Below are 11,796 nucleotides of genomic sequence, written 5' to 3'. Positions count from 1 at the left end.
GCAACAGGTGTTGACGGGTATCAACCCTAGGTCAATAACTGGCTCAATACCGCCCGCAACTTGCCGGGCTTGAGCGGTTTGTTCAGCAACGGTGCGTCCAGGCGGCGCAGCGCGCGGCGGCACTGGTCGGTGCGGTCGGCGGTGATGATCACGGCGGGGATGTTCTGCGCGAAATGCTCGCGCAAGTGCTTGACCACCGCACAGCCCACCACCCCATGGTCGAGGTGGTAGTCGGCGAGGATCAGCTCCGGCGCCCTGCCCTGCAATGCCAGCAACGCCCCGGCCTGGTCGGTGGCGGTAACTACCTCGCAGCCCCACTGCGCCAGCAGCGCACGCATGCTGTCGAGGATGCTCACCTCGTTGTCGATTACCAGCAAACGCCGCCCCGGCAGCGGGTTACCCGTGGTCGGCAGCACCGGCAGTTGGCTGATCGCCAGGGGCATCTCTTCGCTGATGGGCACCTCGATGCTGAACATCGAGCCGCGCCCCGGCCACGAACGGACCGCCACCGGGTAGCCGAGGATCTCGGCGATGCGCTCGACAATCGCCAGGCCCAGCCCTACGCCTTTGCGGTCCGAGGCACGGCCGACGTCAAGCTGGTTGAATTCAAGGAAGATCGCGTCGAGGCGGTCGGCCGCGATGCCGCGCCCGGTGTCCCACACTTCCAGGCGCAAGCGATCGCCACGGCGGCGCGCGCCGAGCAGGATGCAGCCCTCGTCGGTGTAGCGACAGGCGTTGCTGAGGAAGTTACGCAGGATCCGCGTCACCAGGCGCAGGTCGGTGCGAATCGCATAATGGCCGGTACGCGCGCGCAGGTTCAGCCCGGCCGCCAGCGCCACCGACTGGAACTCCGAGACCAGCGGCGCAAACAGCTCATCCAGGCGATACAGCGCCACATCGGGCTTGACCGCCGCCTGGTCGAGCCGCGAAATATCCAGCAGGTCGGTGAGCAAATCCTCGGCGCCTTCCAGGGCCTGGTGCGTACGTTCCACCAGCACCTGTTCGACGCTGGGCAGGTTGCGCTCGCGCAAGGTGGAGATCAGCAGTCGCGCGGCGTTGAGCGGCTGCAACAGGTCATGGCTGGCGGCGGCGAGGTATTTGTCCTTGCTGCGGTTGGCGGCCTCGGCGGCATCGCGGGCGTCACGCAGCTCCTGCTCGACCTGCTCGCGCTGGGCGATCTGCTGTTGCAGGTTGTGGTTGGCTTCCAGCAGTTCATCGGTGCGCGCCGCCACGCGCTGCTCCAGTTCATCGTTGAGACGGATATAGCGGTTGCGCTCGGCCTCCAGCTCGTCGAGACGCGCAGTGAGTTCCGGGTAGTGGCTCTTGCGCGCCGAGTGATTACCCAGGCCCAACAGACCGGCGAGGGCCTGTTGCTGGTCGTCAGAGCGCTTCGCCATACACCACCTCGACATCACGCTGGCTGGACTCACGCGGGTTGGTGAGGATGCACGGGTCGTGCATCGCATGCTGGGACAGGAACGGAATGTCCGCCACGCGCACGCCATGCAGGCCGAGGGTTTCATGGAAGCCGATGGCGTGTTTCAGGGCAATCAGGTGTTCCACCAGGCGCCCACAGATCTGTCGGTGGTTGAGGCCACGGCAATCGATGCCGAAGGTCTCGGCAATCACCTTGAAGCGCTCCGGCGCCGAGTTGTAGTTGAACGCCACCACGTGTTCCACCAGCACCGCGTTGCACAAGCCATGGGGCAGGTCGAGAAACCCGCCGAGGCTGTGGGACATGGCATGCACCGCGCCGAGGATCGCATTGGAGAACGCCAACCCCGCCTGCATGCTGCCGAGCATGATCTTCTCGCGCAGGGCAATATCGCCGGGGTTGGCGATCATCTGCACCAGGTTGCCGTTGATCAGGCGCATGGCCTCCAGCGCATGGGGGTCGGTCAGCGGGCCATGGCCGGTGGATACGAACGCCTCGATGGCATGCACCAGCGCGTCGATGCCGGTACAGGCGGACAGGAACGGGTCCATGCTCGCCGTGGTTTCCGGGTCGATCAGCGACACATCCGGCACCACCGCCTTGCTGACGATGGAGAACTTCATGCGTTCCTGCTGGTTGGAAATGATCACGAACTGTGAGACATCCGCCGAGGTGCCGGCGGTGGTGGGGATCAGGATCAGCGGCGGGCTCGGCACGCGGATGGTGTCCACGCCTTCGAACTCGAGGATGCAGCGCCCATGGGCGACCACAATGCCGATGGCCTTGCCGCAGTCCATGGGGCTGCCGCCGCCGATGGCCACGATCACGTCGCAATGGTTTTCCCGGTACACCTCGGCACCGAGCATCACTTCCTCGACGCGCGGGTTGGGCGACACGGCGCTGTACAGGCAGTAGTCGATGCCGATGGCCTGCAGGCTGGCTTCCACATCGGCGACCCAACCGGCGGCGATCACACCGGGGTCGCTGACCACCAGGACCTTGCGCGCACCAAAGGTCTTGGCGTAGTTACCGACGTTGTGCCGACAGCCGGCACCGAAGATGATTTCAGGCGAGACGAATTTACGCAGGAGGCTCAGATTGGGGCTCATTGGAAAGCCTGTTGTTATTATTTTTGGGAGATGCGCTCCACACTAACCCATTCCCAGGCGTTTGCAATCAGACCAAAGGGTCATTCCCAATAGGACACCGGCCAGCGCGAGGCTGGCCGGAGATGGATCAGCGGCTGGCGAAGTACATGGTCACTTCGAAGCCGATACGCAGGTCGGTGAAGGCGGGTTTGGTCCACATGGGGAGAGTCCTCTTGTTGTGCCGGAAGATTCCGGTAAAGGCATTAATGCATGGGGGGATGGGGGTGCGAATGCTACTTTCGAAGTAAATGCCGCACTGCATTAGTCGCGAATGTACAGGGAGCAAAATGTGGGAGGGGGCTTGCTCCCACACTTGATTGCATTTCAAGTTGGAATCAGAAGAAACCCAGTGGATTGATGTCGTAGCTCACCAACAGGTTCTTGGTCTGCTGGTAGTGATCGAGCATCATCCTGTGGTTCTCACGCCCCACGCCCGACTTCTTGTAGCCGCCAAACGCCGCATGCGCCGGGTACAGGTGATAACAGTTGGTCCATACGCGACCGGCCTTGATCGCCCGGCCCATGCGGTAGGCGCGGTTGATGTCGCGGGTCCACAGCCCGGCGCCGAGGCCGAATTCGCTGTCGTTGGCAATCGCCAGGGCTTCGGCTTCGTCCTTGAAGGTGGTGATACCCACCACCGGGCCGAAGATTTCTTCCTGGAACACGCGCATCTTGTTGTGGCCCTTGAGCAAGGTCGGCTGGATGTAGTAACCGCTGGACAGGTCGCCCTCCAGGCGCTCGGCCGCGCCGCCGGTGAGCAGCTCGGCGCCCTCTTCCTGGGCGATCTTGAGGTAGGAGAGGATCTTGTCGTACTGCTGCTCGGACGCCTGGGCGCCGACCATGGTCTCGGTGTCCAGCGGGTTGCCGCGCTTGATCTTGACGATTTTCTTCATCACCACTTTCATGAAGTCGTCGTAGATCGACTCCTGCACCAGCGCCCGCGACGGGCAGGTGCACACTTCGCCCTGGTTGAAGAACGCCAGCACCAGGCCTTCGGCGGCTTTTTCGATGAACTGCGGCTCAGCCTGCATGATGTCTTCGAAGAAGATGTTCGGCGACTTGCCGCCCAGTTCCACGGTGGAGGGAATGAGGTTCTCGGCGGCCGCATGCATGATGTGCGCACCGATTGGGGTCGAGCCGGTAAAGGCAATCTTGGCGATGCGCTTGCTGGTGGCCAGCGCCTCCCCGGCTTCGCGGCCAAAGCCCTGGACGATATTCAGCACGCCCGGTGGCAGCAGGTCATTGATCAACTCGGCAAACACCATGATCGACAGCGGCGTCTGCTCGGCCGGCTTGAGCACGATGCAGTTACCGGCGGCCAGGGCCGGGGCGAGTTTCCAGGCGGCCATCAGCAGCGGGAAGTTCCACGGAATGATCTGCCCGACCACGCCCAAGGGCTCATGGAAGTGATAGGCCGCGGTGTGTTCGTTGATCTCGGCGGCGCCGCCTTCCTGGGCGCGGATGCAGCCGGCGAAGTAGCGGAAGTGGTCGGCGGCCAGGGGCACGTCGGCGTTGAGGGTTTCGCGCACGGCCTTGCCGTTGTCCCAGCTTTCGGTCACGGCCAGCACTTCGAGGTGCTGCTCGATACGGTCGGCGATTTTCAGCAGCACCAGGGAGCGATCCTGTGGCGAAGTCTTGCCCCAGGCGTCGGCGGCGGCATGGGCAGCGTCGAGGGCCTTGTCGATATCGGCGGCGTTGGAACGCGGGAATTCGGCGATCACTTCACCGGTCACCGGCGAGGTGTTGGTGAAGTACTCACCGCTGAGCGGGGCGACGAACTCGCCGCCGATGTAATTGCCGTAGCGCTGCTTGAAGCTGACGATGGCGCCAGGGGTGCCAGGTTGTGCGTAGATCATGTTAAAGCCTCTGTCTGGGTCCGGGCCTGTCGGTCAACAGGCGATGACCCGATAGTAAAGAGCCCCCGCTGGCGGGCGAATGCGCCGTTGGCAGGGGGGCACTTGTCATTTGGTCGTAGTTTCAGTGCCTGGCGACCAGCTCTTTGGGCAGCTTGAAGGTCCAGAGCATGCCGCCCTGGTTGAAGTCCTTGATGCGCTTGGCCACTTCACCGCCCCACAACGGCACGGCGCCGCCCCAGCCGGAGAGCACCGAGACGTACTGTTCGCCGTCCATTTCCCAGGTCACAGGCGAGCCGAGCACGCCGGAGCCGGTCTGGAATTCCCAGACCTTCTCGCCGGTCTTGGCGTTGAACGCCTGCAGGAAGCCTTCCGGCGTGCCGGTGAACACCAGGTTGCCCTTGGTGGTCAGCACCCCGCCCCACAGCGGCGCAAAGTTCTTGTGGCGCCAGACTTCCTTGCCGGTCTTCGGGTCGATGGCGCGCAGTACGCCGATGTAGTCTTCGTTCAGCGGCTTGATGGTGAAGCCGGCGCCAAGGAACGCCGCGCCCTTCTTGTAGGCGATGCCTTCGTTCCAGATGTCCATGCCCCACTCGTTGGACGGCACATAGAACAGCCCGGTGTCGCGGTTATAGGCCATCGGCATCCAGTTCTTCGCACCGAGGAACGCCGGCGCGACAAACACCGAGGTGCCCTTGGTTTCGCTGCCCGGCGCGCCTGGGCGGCTGGCTTCGTTGTAGATCGGTCGACCGTCCTTATCCAGGCCGCTGGCCCAGGTGATCTTGTCGACAAACGGGAAGCCGCGGATGAACTTGCCGTTGGTGCGGTCGAGCACGTAGAAGAAGCCGTTGCGGTCGGCGGTGGCCGCCGCTTTGATTTCCTTGCCGCCTTCGGTGTAGTTGAAGGAGATCAGCTCGTTGACGCCGTCATAGTCCCAGCCGTCGTGGGGCGTGCTCTGGAAGTGCCACTTGATGGTGCCGTCGTCCGGGTTCAGCGCCAGGCGCGAAGACGAGTAGAGGTTGTCGCCGGGGCGCAGGTGCGAGTTCCACGGCGCCGGGTTGCCGGTGCCGAACAGCAGCAGGTTGGTTTCCGGGTCGTAGTAGCCGCCCAGCCACGGTGCGGCGCCGCCGGTTTTCCACAGGTCCCCCGGCCAGGTCTTGCCCGCCTCGCCGCCGGAGATGCCGTTTTCCACGGCTTTGCCGTCCTTGTAGACATAACCCATATGGCCTTCGACCGTCGGGCGGCTCCACAGCAGCTCGCCGTTTTTCGGGTCATAGGCCTGGATCTTGCCGACCACGCCGAATTCGCCACCGGCCACGCCGGTGATCAGCTTGCCGTTGACCACCAGGGGCGCGGCGCTGATCGAGTAGCCTTCCTTGTGGTCGGCGACCTGCTTGCTCCACACCACTTTGCCGGTGTCTTTGTTCAGCGCCACCAGCTTGGCGTCGAGGGTGCCGAAGAACACCAGGTCGCCGTACAGCGCCACGCCACGGTTGATCACGTCACAGCACGGGCGGATGTCATCGGGCAGACGCGCATCGTACTGCCAGAGCTTCTTGCCGGTGCGCGCATCCACCGCGAACACCCGCGAGTAGGAACCGGTGAGGTACATCACCCCGTCCTTGATCATCGGCTGCGCCTGTTGCCCACGCTGCTTCTCGCCGCCAAAGGAAAACGCCCAGACCGGGCGCAGTTCCTTGACGTTGTCGACGTTCAGGCTGTCGAGGGGGCTGTAGCGCTGGCCCTGCACGCCGAGGCCGTTGGTGACGATCTGCCCGGGGTTTTTCGGGTCCTGGAGGATGTCCTCATCGGTGACCGAGGCCATGGCCTGGCCGGATAACAGGATGGCACCGAGCAACACACTCAAGGCGAAGGGTTGGCGACGTGCGGGTTGGGTCATGACGGCTACCTCTGCGGTTTTTTGTTATACCCGGGAAATTTTCCCGGTCTGGTGCAGATTCTTGGGCGCAGGGGCCGTTGTCACAATTGACCGCAGTATCGAGTTTGCTAGTTCCTTAGTAGCGGGTCAGCGCGGCGAATCCACGCGTTGCATCTGTTCGCGCTCGTACCGTGGGTACAGGTGGCTGACGCTGCGGATCAATTCATAGCGGCTCAGGCTGATCGCGGCGAAGCGTGCGGGGATGGGGCTGCGGATCATCTCGGCCATGTCGCTGCCCTGGGCCGCGCCGTCACGCAAAAGTTGATCGAGCCAGGTCAGGTAGTCGCGCATCTGCGTAAAGGGTTGCGCGTCGCTGGCCACCGGGCCATGGCCGGGCACGATCAGGGTCCAGGGCAAGGCTTGCAGGGTGCCGAGGTCAGCCTGCCACACCGCCAGCCCCGGGCTGTTGGGGGTGGTGAGGGCGCGCTGGTAAAACACCAGGTCGCCGGCGAACAGCACGCCGGTGCTCTGGTCGAAGATCGCCAGGTCGGCGCCGGTGTGACCGCTGAGCGCGAGCAGGCGCAAGTCGTGGCGGCCGACGCTCAGCACACCGGGCTGCAGCACCTGGGTGGGCAACACCACCTCGGTGCCGCGCATCCAGTCGCCGACCATGCGATAGAGGTTTTCCGCCATGCCGTCGCCCTGCTCGTGCAGCAGCCGCGTGGTCTCGGCCAGGGCGCCGATGGGCACGTCCTTGAAGGCCTGGTTGCCCAGCGCATGGTCGGGGTGATGATGGGTAATCAGCACCTGGATCACCGGCTTGGGGGTGACACGGGCGATGGCCTCGCGCATGGCTTCGCCGTAGCGCCGCGACGGTCCGGTATCGATCACCACCACACCGGCCTCGGTGACGATGAAGGCGGTGTTGACGATATTGCCGCCGTTGGCCTTGGCAAAATTGTCGGTGCTGCCTTCGAGCAGCCAGGTGTCGTCGGCGATCAGCCGGGGCTTGAGGGCGTAGTCGAGGTCCGCCAGGGCGGGCAGGCTCAGGCCCAGGCATAACAATAGAATCCAGCGCATGCCGCGCTCCTTCTGGTCAGGGAATGGCCGCGTCGAACTCATTGCCGCTGTTGTCGCGCAGCACCAGGCGGGTGGGCCCCGGCGCGTCGATGTCGAAGGCCAGGTTGGGGTTCTCGCTGACCGCCGGGAACAGCTCAAGATCAGCCAGCACCTGGCCGTCCTGGCCGCGCAGTTGCGCATGGTTGATAAAAAACTCGGGGATGCCGCTGACCATGCCGTTGTCCATCGGGTGCGCCACCTGCACACGTACGCGGCTGAACTCGCCACGCGGGTAACGGCCGCCGAGCACTTCGCCGATGTGCTCTTCCCAGCCTGGCTGGGTGCGTACCACGCTGGGCGCGGTGCAGCCGCCACCGGCCGCGTCGATCAAGGTCGAGCCCACGTGCCACAGGCCGTCATCGGTGAGCACCGCCGCCCGCAACGGCGTGGCCTGCTCGATACGAATCCGCAGCGACAGCCACGGCAGCACCCCGGCCTTGGGCTGGAAGTCGACGATTTTCGGCAACGGATTGAGCTCAGCCCAGGCGAGGATCTTCACCACATGGCCATTGAAGGCGCGGGCGTCGATTTCCAGGGGCACCTGGCGCGCATCTTCGGCGAACGGCGGCGCGAGCAGCTTGACTCGGTCGTCGAACACGAACGGCGCCTCGGCCAGGAACTGCTTGTGATAGAAGGCCCACATCACCGACGGCACCGGATCGACCTCCACGGCGTGCGCCGCCAGCGGCAGCCAGCAGGCCAGGATGCAGCTCAGTCGCCAGTTCATCACCTGCTCCTATTGATACATCTCGGGCACTTCGTACTGCAGGCCGTAACGGGCATAGATGGCTTGCACCGCGCCGTCGCGGATCAGGCCTTCCAGCGCCTCTTCCACCGCGTAGGCCAACTGGCGATTGCTCTCGTGCACCGCCATGCCGATCTCCCAGCGTTGCTTGCCCATGTTCGGATAGGCGTTTTCGGCCAGGGCCAGTTGCGGGTCATAGGCCTCGTGCACCTGCCAATCGACTTCGCCGCGCATCGCCATCACCGCATCGACCTCACCGGCTTTCATCGCCGCAAAGGCCTGGGGCACGTCGGGGTAGTGATGGGTCTTGGCGGCTAGCATGCCGTTGAACACCGAGGTGAGGTAGAACGACGGCACGCTGTCGACTTCGACGCCAATCGGGTGCTGTTCGAACACCGCCACGCTGGCAACCGTGTCCAGGCGCCGACGGTCATAAGCCACCTGCCATTGTTCGTTCTGGTACGGCCCGAACATCACCACATGGCCGTTTTCCAGTTCGCCCTGGTCGTTGCGCTTTTGTGCGTAATCGCGGTCGTAGGGCGCGCGCATCATCAGGTCGGCCAGTTGCTGGTTGTGCAACGGGCTGCCGCGCCAGATGTAGTCGCGCAGGTCGTCGTCGAGCTTCTCGCCGGCCGGCGCCCAGATCAACTTGAGCCGTACCCCCAGCGCCGTGGCCAGGGCCTGGGCCAGTTCTACGTCGACCCCGCGCGCGGTGGCGCCGTCTTCGAAACTGTAAGGGGCAAAGTCCTTGTACACCGCCACGTTGATTTCGCCGGCGGCGATCATCTGGTCATAGCTGCGCACCTGCGCCTGTGCCGGCTGGCAACACAGCAGGGCCAGGCCAAGCACATAAGCGAACAGGCGCATGGCTTACTCCTCGACGTGCACGCTGTCCAGGTAGGTACGCACGGCCCACAAGGCCTCCTGGCTCAGGTAGTCGGCCATTTTCGGCATGTACACGCGACCGTCACGCACCGCGCCATGGCGCACGCGCTCGACGAACCACTCATCACCGGCTTCGCCCACATCGAGCATGCGCAGGTCGGGGGCGATGCCGCCGGACTTGGCTTCCAGGCCGTGGCAGGCGGCGCAGTTCTGGTTATAGGCGGACGAGCCGATTTCCACGGCGCGGTCGTGTTCAGGCGAGGTGCGGTACGGATTGACCGCCGCCCAGCCGTCTTCGTTGACCGGTACGCCGGCGTCCTTGATCGAGGTCAGGCCCTTGGTTTCCACCGCTTGCGGGACCACGTTGCCATGGGCCCAGGCGGAGCCCCCGGCGATCACACCGACCAACAGCCCGGCGACGAGCAAGGCATTGTGTTTTGTTGTCATTATTTTTGCCCTCAGGATTGCACGCAAAACCTCATTGCAGAGGCTATGGCAACCATCTTAGAAACCCCGGGGCATGGGCCGTATGCTGCTTTGGTGGCCGCCCTCTCCTCCCTTGGTAGTAGGGCTTGTGGGGCACGCCTAAAACAGCGGCGCCTCGGGAAGTCTTCCCGGCCACAGCGGGAGTTTTTCCGTATCCGCCCGGCGCCCCGGCGTTCCACCCTGTGCAGGCCAAAACCTCCACTGGGAACTGCAACCATGACAATAAGATCGCTACCCGCCCGCTCACCTTTAAGCCTTGCCGTGCAAACCTTCGTGCTGGTGGGCAGCCTGTCCCTCAGTGCCGTAACGTTCGCGGCCGCCGAACCCGCCAAGCCGACGCACAATGTCACCTGGGAAGACATCGCCAACGACCACCTGACCACCCAGGACGTGCTGCAATACGGCATGGGCACCAACGCCCAGCGCTGGAGCCCGCTGGCCCAGGTCAACGACAAGAACGTGTTCAAGCTCACCCCGGCCTGGTCCTACTCGTTCGGCGATGAGAAGCAACGCGGCCAGGAATCCCAGGCCATCGTCAGCGACGGCGTGGTCTACGTCACCGGCTCCTATTCCCGGGTGTTCGCCCTCGACGCCAAGACCGGCAAGCGCCTGTGGACCTACAACCACCGCCTGCCCGACAACATTCGCCCGTGCTGTGACGTGGTCAACCGTGGTGCGGCGATCTTCGGCGACAAGATCTACTTCGGCACCCTCGACGCGCGCCTGATCGCCCTCGACAAAAACACCGGCAAAGTGGTGTGGAACAAGAAGTTCGGCGACCACGCCGCCGGCTACACCATGACCGGCGCCCCGGTGCTGATCAAAGACAAGGTCAGTGGCAAGGTGCTGCTGATCCACGGCAGCTCCGGCGATGAGTTCGGCGTGGTCGGCCAGCTGTTTGCCCGCGACCCGGACACCGGTGAAGAAGTGTGGATGCGCCCGTTCGTGGAAGGCCATATGGGCCGCCTCAACGGCAAGGACAGCACCACCACCGGCGACGTCAAGGCGCCTTCGTGGCCGGATGACCCCACCACCGCAACCGGCAAGGTCGAGGCCTGGAGCCACGGCGGCGGCGCCCCTTGGCAGAGCGCGAGCTTCGATGCCGAGACCAACACGATCATCGTCGGCGCCGGTAACCCCGGCCCGTGGAACACCTGGGCGCGCACTGCCAAGGACGGCAACCCCCACGACTTCGACAGCCTCTACACCTCCGGCCAGGTCGGCGTCGACCCGAGCACCGGCGAAGTGAAGTGGTTCTACCAGCACACCCCCAACGACGCCTGGGACTTTTCCGGCAACAACGAGCTGGTGCTGTTCGACTACAAGGACAAGGACGGCAAGGTGGTCAAGGCCACCGGTCACGCCGACCGCAACGGCTTTTTTTATGTGGTGGACCGCAACAACGGCAAGCTGCAGAACGCCTTCCCCTTCGTCGACAACATCACCTGGGCCAGCCATATCGACCTGAAGACCGGGCGTCCGGTGGAGAACGAAGGCCAGCGTCCGGCCAAGCCCTTGCCGGGTGAAACCAAAGGCAAGCCGGTGGAAGTCTCGCCGCCGTTCCTGGGGGGCAAGAACTGGAACCCCATGGCCTACAGCCAGGACACCGGCCTGTTCTACATCCCGGGCAACCAGTGGAAAGAGGAATACTGGACCGAAGAGGTCAACTACAAGAAAGGCTCGGCGTACCTGGGCATGGGTTTTCGCATCAAGCGCATGTATGACGACCACGTCGGCACCCTGCGGGCGATGAACCCGACCACCGGCAAGGTGGTGTGGGAGCACAAGGAAGCCTTGCCGCTGTGGGCCGGCGTGCTGGCGACCAAGGGCAACCTGGTGTTTACCGGTACCGGCGACGGTTTCTTCAAGGCCTTCGACGCGAAAACCGGCAAGGAGCTGTGGAAGTTCCAGACCGGCAGCGGCATCGTCTCGCCGCCGATCACCTGGGAGCAGGATGGCGAGCAGTATGTCGGCGTCACCGTCGGCTACGGCGGCGCGGTGCCGTTGTGGGGCGGCGACATGGCGGAGCTGACCAAGCCGGTGGCACAAGGCGGGTCGTTCTGGGTGTTCAAGATCCCGAGCTGGGATCAGAAGACCGCGCAAAAATAACCCCCGCGAGAATGCCGGGCCGCCTTTTGCAGCAAGCGGCTTCTTCCCTTGTGGTGAGCGGGCTTGCCCCGCGCTCGGCTGCGCAGCAGTCGTAGAACCTGAGCGCCCGGTGGTGCTGGAGGAATGCCGGGGCCGCT

General features: G+C 64.2%; 10 protein-coding genes. 1 reads left to right on the top strand and 9 read right to left on the bottom strand.

Annotation, left to right across the window (positions count from 1 at the left end; translation table 11 throughout):
• Positions 1-26 precede the first annotated feature (26 nt).
• The 9 genes from BM416_RS28790 to pedF all read right to left on the bottom strand — a co-directional run bounded on the left by BM416_RS28790 (position 27) and on the right by pedF (position 9,511).
• Entirely contained in the window at positions 27-1,397 is a 1,371-nt protein-coding gene (locus BM416_RS28790; protein ID WP_092490242.1) for an ATP-binding response regulator, read from the bottom strand.
• A complete protein-coding gene (gene ercA / locus BM416_RS28785) occupies positions 1,381-2,544 on the bottom strand; it encodes an alcohol dehydrogenase-like regulatory protein ErcA (RefSeq protein WP_065926995.1) in 1,164 nt (387 codons plus the stop codon). Before ercA ends, BM416_RS28790 begins: the two co-directional genes overlap by 17 nt.
• A 127-nt stretch (positions 2,545-2,671) precedes the next feature.
• A complete protein-coding gene (gene pqqA, locus BM416_RS28780) occupies positions 2,672-2,743 on the bottom strand; it encodes a pyrroloquinoline quinone precursor peptide PqqA (protein ID WP_010209364.1) in 72 nt (23 codons plus the stop codon).
• 175 nt (positions 2,744-2,918) lie between these two features.
• Positions 2,919-4,439 carry an acetaldehyde dehydrogenase ExaC gene (locus tag BM416_RS28775; protein ID WP_092490241.1) on the bottom strand — a complete coding sequence of 507 codons (1,521 nt, stop codon included), beginning with the start codon at positions 4,437-4,439 and terminating at the stop codon, positions 2,919-2,921.
• A gap of 121 nt (positions 4,440-4,560) precedes the next feature.
• A complete protein-coding gene (locus tag BM416_RS28770; protein WP_092490240.1) occupies positions 4,561-6,336 on the bottom strand; it encodes a PQQ-dependent methanol/ethanol family dehydrogenase in 1,776 nt (591 codons plus the stop codon).
• A gap of 126 nt (positions 6,337-6,462) precedes the next feature.
• Positions 6,463-7,395 carry a quinoprotein relay system zinc metallohydrolase 1 gene (locus tag BM416_RS28765; RefSeq protein ID WP_092490239.1) on the bottom strand — a complete coding sequence of 311 codons (933 nt, stop codon included), beginning with the start codon at positions 7,393-7,395 and terminating at the stop codon, positions 6,463-6,465.
• A gap of 16 nt (positions 7,396-7,411) precedes the next feature.
• Complete coding sequence (locus tag BM416_RS28760; RefSeq protein WP_092490238.1) at positions 7,412-8,161, bottom strand: quinoprotein dehydrogenase-associated SoxYZ-like carrier; 750 nt, start codon at positions 8,159-8,161, stop codon at positions 7,412-7,414.
• Positions 8,162-8,170: 9 nt separating this feature from the next.
• Positions 8,171-9,046, bottom strand: coding sequence for a substrate-binding periplasmic protein (locus tag BM416_RS28755; protein ID WP_092490237.1), 876 nt, complete (start codon positions 9,044-9,046; stop codon positions 8,171-8,173).
• A gap of 3 nt (positions 9,047-9,049) precedes the next feature.
• Positions 9,050-9,511 carry a cytochrome c-550 PedF gene (gene pedF / locus BM416_RS28750; RefSeq protein WP_027606205.1) on the bottom strand — a complete coding sequence of 154 codons (462 nt, stop codon included), beginning with the start codon at positions 9,509-9,511 and terminating at the stop codon, positions 9,050-9,052.
• 255 nt (positions 9,512-9,766) lie between these two features.
• Here pedF and exaA point away from each other — a divergent pair, with 255 nt between their 5' ends.
• Positions 9,767-11,659, top strand: coding sequence for a quinoprotein ethanol dehydrogenase (exaA, locus tag BM416_RS28745; RefSeq protein ID WP_092490236.1), 1,893 nt, complete (start codon positions 9,767-9,769; stop codon positions 11,657-11,659).
• The last annotated feature ends 137 nt before the right edge of the window (positions 11,660-11,796 follow it).

This window comes from Pseudomonas sp. NFACC42-2 (assembly GCF_900116055.1).
Taxonomy (GTDB): Bacteria; Pseudomonadota; Gammaproteobacteria; order Pseudomonadales; family Pseudomonadaceae; genus Aquipseudomonas; species Aquipseudomonas marginalis.
Note: the sequence above shows the minus strand (reverse complement) of the source record. Positions and strands in the feature narration are given on the sequence as shown.